Origin of the sequence: Halopenitus malekzadehii (assembly GCF_900108505.1) — an archaeon.
GTDB lineage: Archaea > Halobacteriota > Halobacteria > Halobacteriales > Haloferacaceae > Halopenitus > Halopenitus malekzadehii.
In genome coordinates, this window is the sequence record NZ_FNWU01000003.1 from 1 (window position 1) to 20,318 (window position 20,318).

Here is a 20,318-nt window from a genome sequence, read left to right on the forward strand (position 1 = left end):
AGCTACCGACCCACGGGGCAACTTGCGGGTTTGTGCGCACTTCTTTGGGACTTTCGTGAGGGTGTGGTTTCCCCGACCAGTCGTGGTCGTCCCACTCGAATCGCACGGGCCGTGCCATCGGCCTGATTTCGCAATCGCTGTTTTCTCGAAGGAACGTCTCTGACGCCGTGAGGTCGGCGTGTCCCTCGAAACCGCACGGACACGTCAGCGTATCCTCGTGGCGAATCGTCTTCTCGTGGTCGCCACACTCGGGACACGTCTGACTCGTCCACGCTTCCGACTCGGCTTCGAGGCTGATGCCGTACTCCTTACAGACACACGCGAGACGGTGGATGAACTTCTTGAACGCCCAGAAGTTGTGCGTCTTCTCGTTCACCCTGACCGACCAGTGCGTTTCCAGCACGTCGGTCAAGTCGCCCACGTACACCGTCGCCACGCCCTCGTCGTATAGCCGTTCAACGAGGTCGCGCACCAGCGCGTTCTGTGCGTGGTCACGGCGCTTCGTCCGCTGTCGGTACAACCGTCGAATCCGCTTCGAGGAGTAGCGTTTCTCACAGAGTCGTCCGGAAGACTCCGTCTTCCGTGATTCCGAGAGACTTCGTCTCTCGGGCAATTTCGACTGTAGGCGAGCGATTTCGTCGGTCGTCTCGCGGAACCGTCCGAACAACTCCCGACCGTCGTAGAGATACTGGTTCCCAGTAGTCGTGGAACAGGCGACGAGATTGTTCGCTCCAACGTCGAGGGCGGCTTCTTCCGAAGCCAGTGGTGAATTCCGAAAACGCTTCGCGTTTTCGACTTCAGGAAAATCTTCGATTTTCCGTGAATCCAGTCGAGAATCAGGTACGGTGACTGGTTGAAATGCCCTGAACGTGTCGCTAACCTCGTCGTATTCGAGTTCCAGACGACCCTGTTTGCCGTCCCACTTCGGGTTGCCTCGGACTTCGAGGTGGAGTCGTTCGTGGTAGCCGAGTCCGTATTCGTCTTTCAGTTCTTGCCCGACAGGGATTTCGAGACGGCTACGCTTGCCCCACTCAATCGTGTACTGGTTGTTGCGGATGTAGGTACGGAGTTCGCGTCCGTCCTCCTCGTTGCCCCAGTACGACGGTGGGTTGGCGTACTCGCCGTTCTCCTTGAGGGCGAAGAACGACCGCCACGCTTCGCTGTTCTTGCGCGTGACCTGTTGGACAGTCGCGCTTCCGACGACACCGTTGTAGCGTCCTCGGTACTCGGAAGTGTCCCACACGTCGCCGTCACCGAAGTAGTTCTGACGACGTTCGTAGGTCAGTTCGTTCCACAGAGAAGCGGATGCATCGAGTAGACGTAGGAGGCACTCTTTGTCGTTCTCGGTCTGTGGTATGACCTCGAAGGTGTTGACGCGCTTCATGCGTCGCCACCCTCCTGTTCAGCGATGTAGCGTTCGACAGCGCCCTTCGAGGCACTGCCCGCCGTACCGACGTAGTACGAACGAGTCCACTTCACGCGGTCGTCGTACCGCTGGTTGTACTTCCGCGCAGAGATGCCCTTGACCCAGTTGACGATGAGCGACGGGGCGTTCTTCGGTGGACTCCCGATGAACAGGTGTACGTGGTCGGGCATGACCTCGGACTCGGCCAGTTCGAGGCCCTTATCCTCACAGATTTCCGCGAAGATGGTTTCGAGACGTTCCTTCGTCTACCCCGTCAGGTGCGAACGCCGATACTGAGCGGAACCCTGTTCCGCGAGGTCAGCGGGACCTCCGGTCCCGCCCGATTTCGGCACGAACACTATGTGGTAGTAGAGTTCGTATTTCGCGTGACGGGTGCTCTTTACAATCTATGCATACTATCACGGTCGGACGGCTTAAAGATTGCGTTGGAACCCCGTCTATACCATCGTTGGCGGTTGAATACTGTTGGTCGGCTTCATCCCCGTCGCCAGACTCCGTCTGGCGGGCAACCAGAACGCAGAGCGTTCTGGTGACGCCCTGAAGGGCGAGGCTTTCGCCTCGAATTTTCCGTAAGCTCAGTCAACAGAACGAAGTTATCTCGAAACGGTGATCTACCGGATAGCACATTGAGACGATCTTTGGCACCCGAGTTCAGCCCAAATCCGACTAGTTCGAGGGATTCAGAACCACTTAGTTGTAGCCGCGCCACCGGTGGCCGCATTCCTGGCACTTGAAAAAGCGCGTCGGGGGTTCGTCGGCCGCGCCGGTCTGTTTGATCGTGTACCAGGCTTCGCCGTGGCCACACTCGTCGCAGACGACGTCGGTCGCGGTCGGCTTCCCCTCGAAGTTCGCGTTCTCCTCGGTTTCGATCGGCGAGGAGTCGCCCTGTCGTTCCGTCGAGACGAACTGCTCCGCGAGATCGTCGTCCTGGTCCGCCGTCGCGCCACAGTCGTCGTTTTGACACACCATTCGGCCGTCGACCGACACCATCATCGATCCGCACTCGTCACAGAATTGCATCGGTGCTGTTTACCGGGCTATGGCCGGGAGCGGCTTGAAGGTTCGCTCCGAGAGCCGACCGGACCGACGGAGCCTCTTGCGCCCGTGCTCACGCATCCACTCTCGTTCACTCGTTCACGCGGTCGAACATCGGACCGTCGGTCGAGACCATCGGACAGTTCCGGACGCGGAACCGGTCCATCTCGATCACTTCGACGATCTGTGTCCCCTCGTGGGTACAGGCCATCGTCGGCGGATCGGTGCTGTGTGGGCAGCGTTGGCAGTACTCGCGTTTGTCGACGACCCGGTCGTCGTACTCGGGCGACTCCCCGAACTCGCCGGCGTCGTCGGCGAAGTCGGTCGCCGCGTTCGGTCGGGGACCGCTTTCGGCGTCGAGGGCCGACTCCGTCGGGGGAGCTGACTCAACCGATCCCAGGTCGTCAGTCTCGAGCGTCCCCCAGACGTCCACCTCACCGACGTCGACGTCCATCGCCTCGAAGGGATCGTCCGCAGCCGTATCGGCAGGATCCACATCGGCCGGATCCGCATCGGTCGGATCCGCATCGATCGCGAGCTCGTCGACCATCCGGTCCAGTTCGTCCCGCCCACGACCGGTCGTGTCCGCAGGGTCGGCGGCGGAGCGGTCGGGACCGGAATCATCCGTCTCGGTGCCATCCGTTCCGGCGCGGTACCGGTCGGTCCCGTACTCCGAGAGATCGATCGGGTCGATCTCGGTCGCCTCGTCCGTGGACGTGTCCGTCCCGTTCGGCTCAGCCGGCTCAGCCGGCTCCGTCGACTCCGGCTCGTCGCCCGGCTCCGCCGATCCATCCTCGCTCATTCCGACTCACCCTCACCCTCGAAGACGTCGGCCGCTTCGCGCGGCTCCGTCGTGTCACCCTCCAGCGCCGGCGGGTCGCCGACGAGGAGCCATGCGCTGCCGAAGAAGCCCGATTTCGGCTCGACGCCGGTGAAGTGGCTGTCACAGTGTGGACAGCGAGCGCGGCCGAGGAGTCCGATCCGGACCGATTTCTCACACGATTCACAGGCGGCTTCAGCCACCCCGTTTCGGTTCGCCTCCTCGAGCAGCGCCTCGTGTGCATCCCGCCGTGCGTGGGTCGTCTCGAGCCGGTCGAGACGGCGCTGTGCGTTTACGAGCGCGCCCGCAAGCCGAGTGAGCTTCTCGTCGTGGTCCGAAACGCGCTCGGCGTGGGCGTCCACGTCCGCACGCACCCCGTCTACACGCGTTTCGGCCGCGTCGACGTCCCCTTCGAGGTCGTCGATCCGGGTCGAGACGGACTGAACCGTCGATCGAAGCGTCCCGAGGCGGTCGTCGATCTCGGGGTGGGTGTGGTCCTTCGAGGCTCGCGATTCGGCCTCCTGGAGCACGCTGATGACGCGTTCGCGAACGTCGGCGATCTGCTCGTCGAGCTCGTCACGAAGCGTCTCGACGTCGGTTTCGATCCGGTCGAGTTCGGCGTCCGTTCGATCGAGGCCCTCACGAACCCGATCGAGCGTCTCGGAGTCGGGAACGTCCACCCCGCGCTCCTCGGCGAGGCGAACGACCGCACGAGCGAGCAGCTCCTCCCGGCGGTCGGCGGAGAGCTCCGCCAGTTCCGCCGGCCACTCGTCGTCCCCCGGGGATGCTCCCTCCCGGTCCTCCTCCGGAAGTGTCATCCGATCGCGATCACCCATCTACCGCCTTTTCGACGCCAACACATAAGTAAGCTTGCGCAACGGTCGTGGGAGTCGACGCGCTTTAGCCGGTCACGGGTGTTCCGTCCGGTATGCGATTCACGCGACGAGTCGGCGGGGTACTGTCGATCGGGATCGGGGGCAGTCTTGCGATCGCCGCGGTCGTCCTGGCGGGGATCGGCACCCTGGATGGTGCCCTCACGATGGTGCCGGGCGTCACCGCGGCGCTCGGCGGTCCGGGTAGCGGCGGAACGGGCGGCGGAGTCGGTATCGGCGGCCACTCGGTGCTTCACCCGGCCGCCTACGCGGCGGGTGCAACGCTGCTCGTCGCGGGTACCGCCGCAGTCCGTGATCGGACCATCGATCCGCGAACGTCCCTCGTGATTCCCGCCATCGGCCTCGGTCTCGCGCTGATCGGCGGCGTCCTCGGCGGCACCCTCACCGCGGTCACCGGCGATCCCGTGGGAGCCGGCGTCGGCGGTCTCACACCGGAGAGTACGTTTGCGATCGCAGGAACCGCGGTCGGAACCGCGGTCGCACCCGTCGTCGTCGGAGCGCTCCGTGAACACACGATCGTCCTCCTGGCGGGGTTCGTCGTGGCGATCGCGGCCGTCGCCGCGTCGCCGACGCCGGTTCTGGCCGCTGCCGTCGGACTCGGCGGCGGAACGGGCGCGATCGCCGTCGCCTGGCGGCTCGACCCGGACGGCTGGCGGCCGTGAGCCAGCCACGGCGGATCCCGGCATCGAACGACGCGATACCCCTATCCGTGTCGGGACCGAACTGCGGGTATGGCGACCGAGGCGTGTGCGGTCTGTGACACCGACGTGCGGATCGCCGGCGGGATCGGCGATCTCTGGAGCTTCGCCTTCGAGTCGACGCAGGGGTTGACGCTCGAGCTCGTCGACGGCTCCGAGTTCTTCCTCTGTTTCGACTGTCTGGAACGGCTCCCCGACGACACGGAACCGACCGCGGCGGACGTCGAGCGACTGCAGGCCGCGGCCGAAACCGACGCGGGAACGGCGGCGGACGGGACGGAGACGGACGTCCCGTCGAAGTAGCGACGAGACGGAACCGACGCCCGCTCGGAGAACGGCGAGACGGCCCCGACGTCGGTGTCGATCGACCCGACAGTTTTACTCCGATCGCAACGGACCCGGGAGTGTGGACCCCGACCGGATCCCCGCCGAATTCCCGGCGCCGAGCTTTCGCGGCGCACAGGAGCACGCCCTACAGGACATCAACGACGCGTTCGCGGCCGGTAACGACGTGGTACTCGTGCGTGCCCCGACCGGCAGCGGCAAGTCCCTCCTGGCGCGGTCGATTATGGGTGCGGCCCGGTCGGTCGAGGCGGCCGAACCGCGGGAGTCGACCGGCGCATACTACACGACGCCGCAAGTCTCACAGCTCGATGACGTCGCGACCGACGATCTCCTCGACGACCTGAACGTGATCCGCGGGAAGTCGAACTACGCCTGCGTCCTCCCCGGTGAACACGACACACCGGTCGACCGCGCGCCCTGTGCCCGACAGCGCGGGTTCGACTGCAGCATCCAACACCGATGTCCGTACTTTTCCGACCGATCGATCGCCTCCTCACGGCGCTTTGCCGCGATGACGCTCGCCTACTTCATGCAGACCGCCGGGTCCGAGGTGTTCGGAACGCGGGATGTGGTCGTGATCGACGAGGCCCACGGACTGGCCGAGTGGGCGGAGATGTACGCGACGATCGAACTCACCCCGGACCGCGTTCCCGTCTGGGAGGACGTCGGTGTGCCCGACGTCTCGGGCGAATCGGGCGGTCACGGCGGCAGTCGAGAAGGTGGCGGTAGTCGAAACGGTGACGGCGACGGGAACCCCGACCACGCTCCGCTCGACCGCACCGCCCGGTTCGTCGAGCAGCTCCGTGACGCCTGCGAACGCGCGAAGGACGAGCTGGTCGGCCGGCCGGAGCTGGAGCCCGCGGAGGTCGCCCGCCGCGACCGACTCCAAGAGCTGATCGGGGAACTCGGGTGGTTCCTCGAGGATTACCGGGACCCGCGGAGCCCGACCACCTGGGTCGTCGATCAGCCCGGCGGCGAAGGAACGGCGATCACGATCAAGCCGCTGGACCCGGCACGGTACCTGAAACACACCGTCTGGGACCGAGGGAACCGCTTCGCGCTGCTGTCGGCGACGATCCTCTCGAAGGAGGCATTCTGCCGCGGGGTCGGGCTCGACCCGGCCGACGTCGCGCTCGTCGACGTCGAGCACACGTTCCCGCTCGAGAACCGCCCGCTGTACGACGTGACGCAGGGGAAGATGACCTACGAGCACCGCGCGGAGACGATCCCCCGGATCGCCGATCTGGTCGTCCGCCTGATGGCTCGTCATCCCGACGAGAAGGGGCTGATCCACGCCCACTCGTACGCGATCGCCGAACAGCTCGTCGATCGACTCCGCGATCGCGGCGTCGCACCGCGGATGCGCAGCCACACGAAGGCGACCCGGGACGATGAACTGGAGGTATGGAAGGCGAGCGACGACCCGGAGGTGTTCGTCTCGGTGAAGATGGAGGAGGCGCTCGATCTCCGAGACGATCTGTGTCGATGGCAGGTCATCTGCAAGGCGCCGTACCTGAACACGAACGACTCCCGCGTCGCGCGCCGGCTTGAGGAGGGCCAGTGGGCGTGGTACCATCGTGCCGCGCTTCGAACCGTGATCCAGGCCTGCGGGCGCGTCGTGCGCGCGCCGGACGACCACGGGACGACCTACCTGGCCGACGACTCGCTGCTCGACCTCTTCGACCGGGCGCGGGCCGACACCCCGCCGTGGTTCGCCGACCAGGTCGCAGCGATGCGGACACCGGACCTCCCCGCGGCCGACCCGTCGGCGGCACTGTCCGGTGTCAACGCGACACCGTCGCCGACCGCGGCTGCGGCTCCCGAGGAGGCCGTCGACGCCGAAACGGAAACCCCAACCGCAACCGGCGATGCGTCGACGGACGGTGCAGCGGAGGACGGGAACACCGAATCGGCATCGACGAACCGGAATTCGGAACCCGGAACCACGAGTGGCGGGGCACGCAGCACCTCGACCGGCGGCGGAGGCGGGGCCGAAACCCGGTCCGAACGCGACGCGAAGCGCCGCAATGATCACCCGCTTTCCGACGTCTGGGGCGACGGGTAGCCGGGCGTCAGATCAGGGAGACGCCCCAGGCCACCATCGAAGACACCATCAGGAACGCAAAGAACAGCGCGAACAGTTTCTCTCGGTCCATACGCTGAGTAGGCGGTCGAACACGCATAATTCCTGTGTCCCACGATCGTGATTCCACTCGCAACCCACGGATCAGTCATCGACGGCACCCTGAACGCGAGGGTGTCGTAGTGATCGAATCCCGTTCTCGTGTGAGAACCCCTCGACAGTGGTAACAACCAACGGTCAATACATATGTACCTAATACACACCGTGGCTGTGCCGGATCACCTGCAGTATACCTTATACCATATAAGGTGTCAATATACCCCTTAGGAGATAGTAACCTTCATAATCCCTCACGCCTCACCGACGTGTATGGCATCCCACGGGCTGGCGACCGCGCTCACGCTGTACGGGTCGCGAACACTGACGCTGTCGCAGGCGGCCGCGCAGGCGGGGCTCAGCGAGGCCGAGTTCATCGAACAGCTCGAGCGACACGACATCGAGGTCACCGAGTCCGAGCGTGCCGCCGCGCTCGACTCCGACGCAGTCGCCGCGACCGCCGACTGAGACCGATCGACGGCTCACGGCGGCCCTTCTCGACGCGTTTTCGTCGAGACGACGGGAGCGGCGGCGCCGTGTTGACCGTACATCCGCACCGTTCGGCCCGAACCGTCCGTATTATTCGCTGACGGCGTCGGCCTCGACGTCGGCGCCGGTTTCCTCCTCGTCGGGAACGAGGTAGACGTCGCCGTCGTGTTTCACCGCGGACACGGCGTCGGGACGGTCCTCGTCGTCGAAGAAGTCGGGATTCGGGACCGTGACGGCCTCGTAGGTCTCGGGATCGAGCACCTGCACGGCGTGTTCGTCCTCGACGGTCACGACGGTCGTTTCGGTCGCGTCCTCGTGCCGGCCGACGCGGTCGGCATCGGGCGTCTCGCCCTCCGCGTACTCGGAGACGTACTCCTCGCCGGAGGCGAGCCGGGTGCCCCGAATCCGGTTGGAGACGCTCTCGACGAGCACCGGCCCGTCGCCGTCGTTCGGGTCGATGATCTCGCCGGCCGCGTAGCGGGGCAGCCGAACGGCGAAGGTCACGCGATACACCTCGTTACCGTCTCCGTCCTCGGTCACGAGCGTCGGGTAGGACTCGAAGCTCCCGCCGAGCCGCTCGACGATCCGGGTCGCAACCGACTGACCCAACCCGTTCGAAGAGATCTTGACGTTCGGACCGTCCTCGGTCTCGTTTACCTCGGTGATGAAGGCCTCCCGATCGCCCTTTTCCTCCTGGTCAGCGACGTGGGTTTCGGCGATCTCGAGCGCCTGATCCCGTTCTGCGGGGGTAAGGTCGCGGTCGTCGGCCCGGACCTGAACGATCGCGGCGTAGTAGCCGCCGGCGATCCGGCCGCATCGGTCACAGGTCCCGCGGGAGATCTTGACCGGCACGGTCACGGATTTCTCACGGAGCGTTCCACGAACGATCCCGGAAAACTCACAGTGCATCCGGATCGTGTTCTGGTCGACCTGCTCGGGTTCGACGCCCCAGTTCACCTCGGCGGCGTCGACGTGGACCCCGAGCGCCTCGGCCGTCTCATCGACGGCGACGTCGGTGTAATCACGCGCGCCGACATCCCGCCAGGACTCGCCGCGACGGACGGCGCCGCACCCGGAACAGACGAGGACCTCGATCCGGTCCGGAGCGTCGACGAGATCGAAGTCCTCGAAGTAACAGTCGTCACAGAGCTTTCGATCCCGCGTGCGCGGCTCGCCGGGGCGCGGCTCGTCTCGATCCGCGACCGGATCGCCACAGCGGGGACAGAACTCGCGGGAGTCGGTCATTGCCTCGCGGTAGGTGACTCGACCGGTTAAGTCGACCGAATCACCCGGCTCCGTCGACGTCGGTGGCGTCGGCGATCGCGGGGCAGAACGGAGATCGGTCCACATCCGTGACACGGAGACCCAAGTGACGGATCGCGAACGCCGGCAGCGTCTGCACCGGTGGTGTGGCTTTAACACCGACGGGAGCGATGTGCCGCGTATGGCAGACGATCCTGCGGACGAGGAGACGCAACGGTTCGCCACGCGCAGCCTCCACGCCGGCGCACAGCCCGACCCGACGACGGGATCGCGGGCGACGCCGATCTATCAGACGACGTCGTACGCCTTCGACGACGCCGATCACGCGGCGTCGCTGTTCGCGCTGGAGGAGCCCGGCAACATCTACTCGCGGATCATGAACCCGACGAACGCCGTCCTCGAGGAGCGGATCGCCTCCCTCGAGAACGGCATCGCCGCGGTCGCAACCAGTTCCGGGATGGCCGCGTTGAACCTCGCGACCTTCCTGCTTGCCGGCCCCGGCGACAACATCGTCTCCGCCTCCTCGCTGTACGGCGGCACCTACACGTATCTCTCCCACACGGTCGAGCGAAAGGGGGTTACCACCCGCTTCGTCGACACGCTCGACGTCGACGCCTACGCGGAGGCGATCGACGAGGACACGGCCTACGTCCACCTCGAGACGATCGGCAACCCCGCACTCGTGACGCCCGACATCGAGGCGATCGCCGAGGTCGCCCACGAACACGACGCACCCCTCCTCGTCGACAACACGTTCGCGACGCCGTACCTCTGTAACCCGCTCGATCACGGCGCGGACCTCGTGTGGCACTCGACCACGAAGTGGATCCACGGCGCCGGCACCACCATCGGCGGCGTCCTCGTCGACGGCGGGTCGTTCCCGTGGGGCGAGCACGCGGAGAAGTACCCGGAGATCGGCGGCGACAACCCCGCCTACCACGGCGTCAACTTCACCGAGCGGTTCGGCGACGCGGCGTTCACCTACGCCGCCGTCGCCCGCGGGCTGCGCGACCTCGGCTGCCAGCAGTCGCCGTTCGACTCCTGGCAGACGATCCAGGGGCTCAACACGCTCCCGTTCCGGATGGAGCGCCACTGTGAGAACGCCGCGATCGTCGCCGAACACCTCCTCGACCACCCCGAGGTGAGCTGGGTCAACTACCCCGGACTCGAGACCCACGAGACCCACGACGCCGCCAGCGAGTACCTCGACGGCGGCTACGGCGGAATGATCACCTTCGGGCTCGAGGCGGGCTACGACGCCGCGAAGACGACCGTCGAGAGCACCGAGATCGCCTCGCTGCTGGCGAACGTCGGCGACGCGAAGACCCTGATCATCCACCCCGCCTCGACGACCCACCAGCAACTCAGCGAGGAGGAGCTGCTCTCGGCGGGCGTCACGGAGGACATGGTCCGGATCTCGGTCGGCCTGGAGGACCCCGCGGACGTCATCGCCGACCTCGATCAGGCGATCGAAACCGCGACGGAGTAGGATCGTTCGCCGAAACGATTAGGGGCGTTCCGCCCCCGGTATCAGACGGTATGACCAAAGTAAGCGTGGTCGGCGCCGCGGGCACCGTGGGTGCTGCGGCCGGCTACAACATCGCGCTGCGTGACGTCGCTGACGAGCTCGTGTTCGTGGACATCCCGGACAAGGAACCGGAAGCGGTCGGTCAGGCCGCCGACGTCAATCACGGCGTCGCCTACGACGCGAACACGACCGTTCGCCAGGGCGACTACGCGGACACCGCGGGCTCGGACGTGGTCGTGATCACCGCCGGGATCCCCCGTCAGCCCGGTCAGACACGGATCGACCTCGCGGGCGACAACGCGCCGATCATGGACGACATCGGCTCCTCGCTGGCCGAACACAACGACGACTTCGTCACGGTGACCACCTCGAACCCGGTGGACCTCCTCAACCGGCACCTCTACGAATCCGGCGATCGCGACCGCCACGCCATCGTCGGGTTCGGTGGCCGGCTCGACTCGGCCCGGTTCCGGTACGTCCTCGCGGATCGGTTCGACACGCCGGTCCGGAACGTCGAGGCCACCATCCTCGGCGAGCACGGCGACGCACAGGTGCCCGTCTTCTCGAAGGTGCGCGTCGACGGCCGGGATCCGAGCTTCGACGCCGACGAGCGCGAGGCGATCCTGGGCGACCTCCAGGAGTCCGCGATGGACGTCATCGAGCGCAAGGGCGCCACTCAGTGGGGGCCGGCGACCGGCGTCGCCCACGTCGTCGAGGCGATCCTCGAGGACACCGGCGAGGTGCTCCCGTGCTCGGTCGTCCTCGACGGCGAGTACGGCCAGACGGACACGGCCCTCGGCGTGCCCGCCAAGCTCGGGGCGAACGGCATTGAGGAGATCGTCGAGTGGGACCTCGACGACTACGAGCGCGAGCTGCTCGCTGAGGCGGCCGAAAAGCTCTCCGAGCAGTACGCCGAGATCGCGTAGCGGCCGCGCGTCGAACTCTAGCGAAGCGAACCCTTATTTCGGAAGCCGTCGTATCTTCGCTCAATGAGTTCCGCGATCCAGATCGTGAATACGCCGGAGGTACTTCACGGGAAGCCACGGATTGCCGGCACGCGCATCGGCGTGCTGCAGGTCGGCGAAGCAGTTCGTCGGAACGAATGGACGGTCGAGGAAACCGCCGACGAGTTCGATATCGACGCCGATCACGTTCGGGCTGCACTCGCGTATTACGATGACCATCCCGAGGTGATGGCTACGCTCCGCACGCAGCGGGAGGCGCGAAAGCGAACGATCGACGCGACGACCAGAGCCGAGTAGTGCGGCTGCTGTGTGACCAGAACGTTCCACGAAAATACGTCACCGCGTTCCGACAACACGATCGACTCACGGCAACGACGGTCGACGAGCAACTCAGGCACGATGCTCCGGACCGCGAGATCGTCGCACGCGCCGAACGTGATGGATAGGTCGTGTTCACGAACGACGAGGACTTTTATGTGGTGGGCGGCGATCACGGGCTGCTAGTGTATGATCAAGTTACGGACCCGACTCCCAGTGCAGTCGTGGCGGCAATAGAGCGAATCGACGCCGCATACGAATCCGACGCCGAGATACTGGAAACGGTGCCGGGCGGCTGGCTCTAGCTCGCCAGTTCGGTTGCAAGCAAATCGGTAGGTAGGTTCCGGATCGGTGGGTCGTTCACGCGTTGGAGCCGTCACCACTCCCGCTTTTCGCGCCGTCCTCCTTTTCCCCCTCGATCCGCTCGGAACCACCTTCGATCCGCTCCGAGAGCCAGTCGTAGTGGTCGAGCAGCGCGCTCACTCCGGCGTCGGTGAGCCGATAGACGTCGGCGATCCCTTCGGTCCGCGACTCGACGTGGCCCGACTCCTCGAGCGCCGTCAGCATCGCGTGGAACGACTGCGGGTCGATCCGCTCGTTGTAATGGGACGTGATCCGGTTCTTCAACTGCTGTGCGCGGAGGCTCCCCGCCTCGTACAGGAGCGCACAGACGTCGCGGCGGCGACCGCTGTGGAGCCACTTGGACATAGCGGTCGATCCGTCCCCGATGGTGATAGGGCTCCCGTCTCGGGACGAGTGTTCGTGGTCCGTCCACGGGGCCGCGATCGCGATCAGGCGTCGTTGGGGTGCTCCTTCCGGCGTCGTCGGAGAATCCCGTCCGACGTCCTCGAGTCACTCCTCGGCCGATCCGGTGACCGATCCCTGGAACATCGTTCGGAACGGGAAGTCGATCTCCCGCGTCTCGAAGCGATCGAGCGAGAGGGGTTCGAGCGCGAACGGGACCGGCTCGTCCGTGAGGCGCGCCCGGACCGCGGTGCCGATCGCGTCGGCGGCCATCACGCCCGCGCCGTGGAATCCGGCCGCGATGACGAGGCCGTCCGGGGCCTCGGCCGGCGCGTCGATGATCGGCTTCGCGTCCGGCGTGGTCGCGTCGGCCATCGGACAGCACTCGTAGCGGACCACCGTCGAGTCCGCGTCGACGCTTGCGAGGATTCCCGGGAGATCCTCGCGGAGCAGTCGATCGAGTTCGTCGCCGATCTCCCGCGGGTCCTCGGGCGGGGCCGTGGCCCGGCCCGATCCGCCGTACTGGTGTTCGGTCCCGACGAGCAGCCGACCGTCCCGGGTGCCGCGCCAGTAGGCGCCGAGGATCGAATCCCCGCCCATCGGGACTCCGTCGGGAAGATCGACCTCGAGGTACGCGACGTTCCAGGTGAACGGCCGGATCGGGACCCGAAGGACGTCCGCAAGCAGGTCCGGCGTGGCCGAGCCCGCGGCCGCCACCACGGCATCGGCGTCGACGGAACCGTACTCCGTCTCGATGCCCGCCACAGCACCGTCCGTAACGCGGACCGACTCGACGGTCGTGTCCGGCCGGAACTCGACGCCGCGACGGACACACTCGTGGTGCATCGTCGCGAGGAACTCGTCGACGTCGAAGTAGCCGGTTCCCGGCCAAACGAGCGCCTTCTCGTAAGGCGCCTCGGGGTCGAAGACGTCCGCGTACGCGTCGGCATCGACGAGCTGTACGTCGGTGACGCCGTCACCGGCGTCGGAACTGCCGGTATCGTCGTTCGACGTCGCCGTTTCCCGGGCCGCCTCGACGTCCGCGGGTCGCACCCCGCGGACGTACTCGCGGTCGGTCCACTCGAAGACCCCGGTCCCGTCCAACTCGCGGAAGAATTCGATCGCGTGCCGACTCCAGGCCGGTTGGTCGGGGTAGTCGACCGGCGTCGTGATCACTCCGGAGGCGCGGCTCGAGGTTCCGTTTCCGATCGCGTCCCGGTCCAACACGACCACGTTGTGGTCCGACGCGAGCCGGTAGGCGGTGCTCAATCCTGCGACGCCGGACCCGACGACGGCAACACGTGTCATACCGGTCGATCGGTTCCGGTTCGCATAGTGGTTTCGCCGGCCGCGAGCGGAAACGCCCTCAACGAGAGGAAACGCCTTTCCCCACGAGGCGCCCCACTTCGAACAATGCGTGGGAGGCCGTCCCGGGGAGGGACACGATGAAGGTCGCCGAAGCGGTCCCGGAGTTCGCCGACGCGTTCGGCTTCGAGGAGTTCAACCGGATGCAACGCGAGACGTTGCCCGCCCTGTTGGACACCGACGAGAACGTGGTCGCGAGCGCGCCGACGGGGTCCGGTAAGACCGCCCTCGCCGAGCTCGCGATCTGCAAGACCCTCGCCGACGGCGGGACGGCGCTGTTCGTCGCGCCGCTGCGCGCGCTCACGAACGAGAAGGAAAGCGAGTGGGAGCGCTTCGAGGATCTCGGCTATTCCGTGTACGTCGTCTCGGGCGAGCGCGACCTGAACCCTAGACAGGCGGAACGCGCCGACGTCATCGTGATCACCCCCGAGAAGGCGGACTCGGCGACGCGGAAACACGACTCCGCGCGCTACTCGTTCATCGGCGACGTCGACTGCGTGCTCATCGACGAGGTCCACCTCCTCGATTCCGACCGCCGGGGCGGCGTCCTCGAGGTCGTCGTCTCACGGCTGCGCCGGATCTGTGACCCGCGGATCGTCGCCCTCTCGGCGACGATGTCGAACGTCGGGGACGTCGCCGACTGGCTCGACGCGCCGCCGGAGGCAACCTTCGAGTTCGGTGACGAGTATCGCCCGGTCGATCTGGAAACCGACGTGAAGACCTACTCACACGGCGACAACGCCTTCGCGGACAAGTACCGCCGGCTCTACCGGGCGTTCGACCTGGCCGAGCCCCACATCCGCGAGGACGGGCAGGCGCTCGTGTTCGTCTCCTCCAGACAGGACACCGTCCAGGCCGCGAAGAAGGCCCGCGACGAGATCGCCGAGCGCGACGTCCCGGTCGGCGCGCGCGGCGAGTACGACTTCCACACGGCGGCACAGGAGCTCACGAACGACACGCTCCGACAGTCGGTCCTCGACGGGGTCGGCTTCCACCACGCCGGGCTCGGGAAGGACGACCGCGACCGCGTCGAGGAGTGGTTCCGGGAGGGGCTGATCTCGATCCTCTTTTCGACGTCGACGCTGGCGTGGGGCGTGAACCTCCCGGCCCGCTGTGTGATCATTCGGGACACGAAGTATCACGACCCGTTGGCGGGCGAGACCGACGTCTCGCCGCTCGACGTGCTCCAGATGCTGGGTCGAGCCGGACGCCCCGGCTACGACGACATCGGATACGGCTGGGTCGTCTGTGACCGGTCCGACGCCGACCGGTACCGCCGGCTGCTCCGGGAGGGCAAGCCGATCGAGTCACGGCTCGCGGAGGACCTCCCGGGCCACCTCAACGCCGAGATCGCGATGGGGACGATCCGCGACCTCGATGACGTGATGGACTGGATCGAGACGACGTTCTACTTCGTGCGCGCGCGCTCGGAACCCGAGCGGTACGACTTCGACTCGATCCGTGAGCGCGTCCGGGACACGCTCGAGGACCTGGTCACGGACGGGTTCGTCGAGACCGACGCGGATCTGGGGATCGAACCGACCGCGGTGGGGCGACTCGCTTCGAAGTACTACCTTCGGCTCGATACCGCGAGCCGCTTCCACGAACTGGCCGAGCGCGACTCGCTGTCGGTGGCCTCGATCCTCGAGGCGATCGCCGCCGCCGGCGAGTTCGACTCCGTCTCCGCGCGGTCGGCGGAGGCCGACGCGATCGACCGGATCCTCTCGGCGTCCGATCTCGAGACGAGCCTCGAGGAGGGCCACCGGAAGGTGTTTGCGATCCTGGCGGCGAGTATGGACGACGCGGTCCCCTCGGACCTCCGGTCCGACGCGTGGGTGATCCGGCAGAACGCGCTCCGGTTGATCGCCGCGCTGACGGAGTTCCTCGACCGCTTTGCCGGCCCGCGCGCGGCCAATCTCGCGCGTCGCGTGGAGGCACGGCTCGATCACGGCGTCGCCCGCGAGGCGGTCGCGTTCACGGCGATCGAGGGCGTCGGCGCGAACCGTGCCGACCGACTCGCCGACGCGGGGCTCGACTCGCCGACCGTGGTGGCCGAAGCCGACCCGAGCACCCTCGAGGCAGTCGGGATGAGCGAGGGCGTCGCGAGCCGGATAGTCGAGGCTGCCGGCGATCTCCCGCGGATCGACGTCGAGTGGGGGTCGTTCCCCGAGCGCGTCGGAACCGGGGACAACGAGCTGTGTGAGGTGACGGTTCGAAACCACGGGGGCGGCGCCCGAGTCGGCGTCCGCGTGACCGTCAACGACGTCGAGATGCACGCGAAGACGGTCTATCTCGACGGTGAGGCGACCGTTCCCGTCGGTGTGTTCGGACCGCCGGACGCGGCAGAGCTGTCCTTCGTGGTCGAGGTGACGTTCCCCGACCATCCCTTGTTCCCGGTGCGTGCGAGCCGCGCCGTCGACGTCGAATAGGGGATCGGGACAGCGAAGTTGCTGCCGACGCCCCACGCCCAGGGAGGGTTCAAAGGCGATGCCGCGCCAGACGGCGTATGCCATCGCGACTCCGCGTTCTGGCCGGTGACTGTACCACGACCCTGAGCGGCACCCGCGAGCGAACCCAGCGCGGCCGCGTGGTCGTCGTCGTCAAGCCGGACAACACGACGCTCGTCCACGACGCCGACGGCTACCAGCCGATCGAGTGGCTCACCCGGCCCGATTCGGTGGCGATCGAGACCGACGCCGCGGGGTTCACCGTCACCGCGCGCGACGGCGACCGAACCCTTCGGGTGATCACCCACGAGCAGGAGGCCGGGATCGAGGTCCCGGTCACCGAGGCCGGGCTCCCGGTCGGAAGCTGTCCGGACTGTGCGTCCGCGCTGATCCGGTCGGGCGGGCACGTCGCCTGCACGGGCTGTAAGGACCGATACGGGCTTCCGACGGGTGCAACGGTGCTCGACCGGAGCTGTGAGGAGTGTGGACTTCCCCTGCTTCGCGTCGAGCGGGGGGAGGCCTTCACCGTCTGTCTGGACGTCTCCTGTGACTCGCTGGCGGACGCCGTCGTCGACCGGTTCGACCGCGTCTGGACGTGTCCCGACTGCGGCTCGGACCTCCGCGTTCAGCAGGCGACCGGCCGGGTCTTTCTCGGCTGTGACGCGTATCCGGCGTGTGAGACGACGTTCTCGATCCCCGACGGGGTCGTCGTCGACGACTGCCCGTGCGGGTTGCCGATCCTCGAGAGCGCCACGGGGCGACGCTGTCTCGACGGCACCTGCGAGGCGTGGGAGGCGTGGAGTGGCAACGGCAACGGCGGAGAGAACGGCGAGGACGCCGAGCCGCCCGGAGCCTGAGTCGTCATCCACGGACCGCAACCCGTTTAGGACCGCCGCCCGGCCGGTCAGGTATGCAACCGGACGGCGAACTCCGCGACGACGGGATACAGGTGGGCGGCGATGCCCGCCAGCGGTTCTACGACTCGCGGGGCTACGGGCGCCCGCGTGACGGCAACGCGATTTCGCTCACGCCGCTGGAGGCGGCACACCTCCTGTTCCGGGGGGATCTCGGGGCGGTGAGCGTCGACGGAGAGGACCTCGGGTTCGAGGCTTTCTTCGTCCACGCGGCCGCCGTGCAGGACCGGTTCGCGGTCCGGTTCCTCGTGTACGCGGACCTCCGGGACCGGGGGTTCTACCTCTCACCGACGCGCGAGGGCTGGCCGGGACACGACCGGCAGGCGGGGACGGACGCGGACTTCATCGTGTACGAACGCGGCGAGAGCCCGCCGAGCGGGGGCATCGCCCACCGGCTGCGTGTGGTCGGCGAGCGCGAGTCGATCCCGGCGGCCGGACTCGCGGGGACGACGCTCGCCGTCGTCGACGAGGAGAGCGACATCACGTACTTCGAGACGGCCGCGATCGATCCGGCCGGAGGAACGGACTACGACGCACCCCAGGGGATCACGGGCGTTCTGCTCGCGGACCGGGTCGTCGTCTGGGACGCGCCGACGGACCTCTACGACCGGGGGTTCTACGGACGCCCGCTATCCGGACGCGCTGCGACGCTCGACGGCGCGCTCCAGCTGTCGCTGCTCGAGGCCGCGTATCTGGCCGGAACCGGGTCGTTGCGGTTGACCGAGACCCTCGCGCTCTCGGAGCCGGTGGGTAAGGGGAGCACTCACGGCGGCGTCAGCAGTGACGATGACGGAAGCGCTGCCGCGGCGATCCGCGGACGCGGGCGCGCCGTCGAAGGGAAAAAATTCGACCGACGTCGTCGCATCTACAGGGACCTACGCAACCGAGACATCGTCCCGAAGACGGGGTTCAAGTTCGGTGCCGACTTCCGGACGTACCTCGACGTCGGGACGGTCGAGGACCTGCCACACTCCGAACATCTGGTTCGCGTCATCGAGCCGGACCACGCGTTCGTCCCGCGGGAGCTGTCGCTCGACGTCCGGCTTGCCGGCGGCGTCCGCAAGCGAATGGTTTTTGCGCTGACCGACGCGAGTTCCATCGACTACCTCTCGGTAGATCGACTCACTCCATGACCGACGACGATCACACGCCACGCGAGGTCGCCACCGCCGCCGACGCGCGCGACGACGCCGATGCGAACGCCGCGGGCCGCGGGACCGTGACCGACGGAGGAACCGACACCGCAGCCGGGGCCGACGACGTGGAGCTCGACCCGTGGGGATCGGCGACGGTCGACGACTACCGGAAGCTCTTCGAGGAGTTCGGGATCGAGGAGTTCGACGACGTCCTCCCCGACGTTCCCCATCCCCACTACCTGATGCGTCGCGGCGTCATCTTCGGCCACCGCGAGTACGACGCGGTCGCCGACGCGATGGCGAACGACGACCCATTCGCGGCGCTGTCGGGGTTCATGCCCACCGGCGATCCCCACATCGGCCACAAGCTGGTCTTCGACGAGCTGATCTGGCACCAGCAGCAGGGCGGGGACGCCTTCGGGCTGATCGCCGACCTGGAGGCCCACTCCGCGCGCGGGCTCTCCTGGGACGAGATCGACGAACACGCCCGGAGCTACGTCCTCTCGTTGATCGCGCTCGGATTCGATCCCGAGGAGGGAACCGTCTATCGGCAGTCCGACAACCGGGAGGTACAGGACCTCGCGTTCGAACTCGGGTCGAAGGCGAACTTCTCGGAGCTGCAGGCGCTGTACGGCTTCGACGGCGAGACGAACGTCTCGCACATGCAGTCGACGATCACCCAGATGGCGGATATCCTCTACCCGCAGCTCGTCGACGGTCCGAAGCCGACCGTCGTGCCGGTCGGGCCCGACCAGGACCCCCACCTGCGGCTCGCACGGGACCTCTCCGAGCGGATGCGGTACTTCAAGGTCACCGAGGCGTTCGCGAGCTTCGAGCTGACCGACGACGAACGGCAGCTCGTCCGGGCGGCCTACGACGCGCTCGCGGCCGCCGGTGACGGGGGCGCGGACGGCGGTAACGTGGCAGCGGACGCCGACCAGGGGACGGAGATGGAGGCGGCGACGGCGGACCGGGTTCGCTGTGCGGACGCCGCCGACTGGCTCGACACGTACGATCCGACGCCGGATCTGACGGACGCGAAGGGGCCGGCGATCGAGAAGCTCCGCGCGGCCGGGAAGGAACCGCTCCGTCCACGGGTCCGGTTCCTCGACCGGAACGCGACCGACGACGCCTTCGAGGACCTGATCGGCCGGGTCGACGGGGACAAGCGGGTCTTCGAGGAGCACATCGACGCCTTCGACCTGACGCACGAGGTCGCCGAAACGCTCGCGCGCGAGGTCGAGCTCGACCACGACGGCTTCGGGTTCCGCCAGCCGTCCTCGATCTACCACCGGTTCATGTCCGGGCTCACCGGCGGCAAGATGTCCTCGTCGATCCCGGCGAGCCACATCTCGCTGCTGGACGATCCCGAGGACGGATACGACAAGGTGAAGGCAGCGACCACCGGCGGACGATCGACCGCCGAGGAGCAGCGCGAGCTGGGCGGCAAACCCGACGAGTGTCCGGTCTACGAGCTGTACGCCTACCTGCTTGCGAACGACGACGACGATCTGGCGCGGACGGTCTACGAGGAGTGTGAAGACGGGGACCGGCTCTGTGGCGGGTGTAAGGAACAGGCCGCCGAGCTGATGCGTGAGTTCCTCGCCGATCACCAGGAGAAACGCGAGGAGGCGGCCGCGCTGCTCGAGGGGATGGACATCGACTTCGAATCCGACCGACGCGGCACCGGCGGCGAACACTGACGGTCGGTCAGCGATCCACGGTACCCCGAGGTCCTCACGGCTGATTGGCG

20 protein-coding genes and 1 pseudogene are annotated in these 20,318 nt (G+C 67.0%); 13 read left to right on the forward strand and 8 right to left on the reverse strand.

The window, feature by feature from the left end; genetic code table 11:
• The 5 genes and pseudogenes from BLW38_RS07230 to BLW38_RS07250 all read right to left on the reverse strand — a co-directional run.
• The coding region (locus tag BLW38_RS07230; RefSeq protein WP_092817920.1) for an RNA-guided endonuclease InsQ/TnpB family protein at positions 1 to 1,384 on the reverse strand (1,384 nt) is incomplete at its 3' end.
• Positions 1,381 to 1,812 (reverse strand): annotated as a pseudogene (tnpA, locus tag BLW38_RS07235) (IS200/IS605 family transposase). The gene BLW38_RS07230 and the pseudogene tnpA, both read right to left, overlap by 4 nt.
• Positions 1,813 to 2,116: 304 nt before the next feature.
• Positions 2,117 to 2,446 carry a transcription factor S gene (locus tag BLW38_RS07240; RefSeq protein WP_092816469.1) on the reverse strand — a complete coding sequence of 110 codons (330 nt, stop codon included), beginning with the start codon at positions 2,444 to 2,446 and terminating at the stop codon, positions 2,117 to 2,119.
• Positions 2,447 to 2,552: 106 nt separating this feature from the next.
• Positions 2,553 to 3,263 (reverse strand): hypothetical protein, encoded by a 711-nt coding sequence (locus BLW38_RS07245; RefSeq protein ID WP_092816471.1) that lies wholly within the window; start codon positions 3,261 to 3,263, stop codon positions 2,553 to 2,555.
• Positions 3,260 to 4,099 (reverse strand): hypothetical protein, encoded by an 840-nt coding sequence (locus BLW38_RS07250; protein WP_143040824.1) that lies wholly within the window; start codon positions 4,097 to 4,099, stop codon positions 3,260 to 3,262. Before BLW38_RS07250 ends, BLW38_RS07245 begins: the two co-directional genes overlap by 4 nt.
• 110 nt (positions 4,100 to 4,209) lie before the next feature.
• Between BLW38_RS07250 and BLW38_RS07255 the strand changes: the two genes are divergently transcribed.
• From BLW38_RS07255 to BLW38_RS07270, 4 genes are all read left to right on the forward strand, one after another.
• On the forward strand, positions 4,210 to 4,836 hold the full coding sequence (locus BLW38_RS07255) for a hypothetical protein (RefSeq protein WP_092816476.1): 627 nt from the start codon (positions 4,210 to 4,212) through the stop codon (positions 4,834 to 4,836).
• Between the two features lie 69 nt (positions 4,837 to 4,905).
• Entirely contained in the window at positions 4,906 to 5,175 is a 270-nt protein-coding gene (locus BLW38_RS07260; protein WP_092816478.1) for a DUF7561 family protein, read from the forward strand.
• A gap of 103 nt (positions 5,176 to 5,278) precedes the next feature.
• The gene (locus BLW38_RS07265; RefSeq protein ID WP_092816480.1) at positions 5,279 to 7,282 is read left to right on the forward strand and encodes a helicase C-terminal domain-containing protein; all 2,004 of its coding nucleotides are present in this window, start codon (positions 5,279 to 5,281) and stop codon (positions 7,280 to 7,282) included.
• A gap of 387 nt (positions 7,283 to 7,669) precedes the next feature.
• Positions 7,670 to 7,864: a UPF0175 family protein gene (locus BLW38_RS07270; protein ID WP_021073996.1), complete on the forward strand. Its 195-nt coding sequence runs from the start codon at positions 7,670 to 7,672 to the stop codon at positions 7,862 to 7,864.
• Between the two features lie 111 nt (positions 7,865 to 7,975).
• Here BLW38_RS07270 and BLW38_RS07275 read toward each other — a convergent pair whose 3' ends face one another.
• Positions 7,976 to 9,130: a 60S ribosomal export protein NMD3 gene (locus BLW38_RS07275; RefSeq protein ID WP_092816845.1), complete on the reverse strand. Its 1,155-nt coding sequence runs from the start codon at positions 9,128 to 9,130 to the stop codon at positions 7,976 to 7,978.
• A 199-nt stretch (positions 9,131 to 9,329) separates the two neighbouring features.
• Here BLW38_RS07275 and BLW38_RS07280 point away from each other — a divergent pair, with 199 nt between their 5' ends.
• From BLW38_RS07280 to BLW38_RS16215, 5 genes are all read left to right on the forward strand, one after another.
• The gene (locus BLW38_RS07280; RefSeq protein WP_092816482.1) at positions 9,330 to 10,637 is read left to right on the forward strand and encodes an O-acetylhomoserine aminocarboxypropyltransferase/cysteine synthase family protein; all 1,308 of its coding nucleotides are present in this window, start codon (positions 9,330 to 9,332) and stop codon (positions 10,635 to 10,637) included.
• A gap of 50 nt (positions 10,638 to 10,687) precedes the next feature.
• A complete protein-coding gene (mdh, locus tag BLW38_RS07285) occupies positions 10,688 to 11,602 on the forward strand; it encodes a malate dehydrogenase (protein WP_092816484.1) in 915 nt (304 codons plus the stop codon).
• A gap of 63 nt (positions 11,603 to 11,665) precedes the next feature.
• Positions 11,666 to 11,938, forward strand: a complete 273-nt coding sequence (locus BLW38_RS07290; RefSeq protein WP_092816486.1) for a DUF433 domain-containing protein — start codon at positions 11,666 to 11,668, stop codon at positions 11,936 to 11,938.
• Positions 11,938 to 12,087, forward strand: coding sequence for a DUF5615 family PIN-like protein (locus tag BLW38_RS16815; protein WP_177167459.1), 150 nt, complete (start codon positions 11,938 to 11,940; stop codon positions 12,085 to 12,087). The genes BLW38_RS07290 and BLW38_RS16815 overlap by 1 nt, the downstream gene beginning before the upstream one ends.
• Positions 12,088 to 12,090: 3 nt before the next feature.
• Positions 12,091 to 12,264, forward strand: coding sequence for a hypothetical protein (locus BLW38_RS16215; RefSeq protein ID WP_177167460.1), 174 nt, complete (start codon positions 12,091 to 12,093; stop codon positions 12,262 to 12,264).
• A 55-nt stretch (positions 12,265 to 12,319) separates the two neighbouring features.
• Here BLW38_RS16215 and BLW38_RS07295 read toward each other — a convergent pair whose 3' ends face one another.
• Positions 12,320 to 12,667 carry a helix-turn-helix domain-containing protein gene (locus BLW38_RS07295; protein ID WP_092816488.1) on the reverse strand — a complete coding sequence of 116 codons (348 nt, stop codon included), beginning with the start codon at positions 12,665 to 12,667 and terminating at the stop codon, positions 12,320 to 12,322.
• A 144-nt stretch (positions 12,668 to 12,811) separates the two neighbouring features.
• A complete protein-coding gene (locus BLW38_RS07300) occupies positions 12,812 to 14,011 on the reverse strand; it encodes an NAD(P)/FAD-dependent oxidoreductase (RefSeq protein ID WP_092816490.1) in 1,200 nt (399 codons plus the stop codon).
• A 137-nt stretch (positions 14,012 to 14,148) separates the two neighbouring features.
• Here BLW38_RS07300 and BLW38_RS07305 point away from each other — a divergent pair, with 137 nt between their 5' ends.
• The 4 genes from BLW38_RS07305 to BLW38_RS07320 all read left to right on the forward strand — a co-directional run bounded on the left by BLW38_RS07305 (position 14,149) and on the right by BLW38_RS07320 (position 20,268).
• Positions 14,149 to 16,497, forward strand: a complete 2,349-nt coding sequence (locus BLW38_RS07305) for a DEAD/DEAH box helicase (RefSeq protein ID WP_092816492.1) — start codon at positions 14,149 to 14,151, stop codon at positions 16,495 to 16,497.
• 77 nt (positions 16,498 to 16,574) lie between these two features.
• Complete coding sequence (locus tag BLW38_RS07310) at positions 16,575 to 17,372, forward strand: topoisomerase DNA-binding C4 zinc finger domain-containing protein (protein ID WP_092816494.1); 798 nt, start codon at positions 16,575 to 16,577, stop codon at positions 17,370 to 17,372.
• A 53-nt stretch (positions 17,373 to 17,425) separates the two neighbouring features.
• Complete coding sequence (gene endA / locus BLW38_RS07315) at positions 17,426 to 18,562, forward strand: tRNA-intron lyase (RefSeq protein ID WP_092816496.1); 1,137 nt, start codon at positions 17,426 to 17,428, stop codon at positions 18,560 to 18,562.
• Positions 18,559 to 20,268: a tryptophan--tRNA ligase gene (locus tag BLW38_RS07320; protein WP_092816498.1), complete on the forward strand. Its 1,710-nt coding sequence runs from the start codon at positions 18,559 to 18,561 to the stop codon at positions 20,266 to 20,268. Before endA ends, BLW38_RS07320 begins: the two co-directional genes overlap by 4 nt.
• Positions 20,269 to 20,318: the final 50 nt, after the last annotated feature.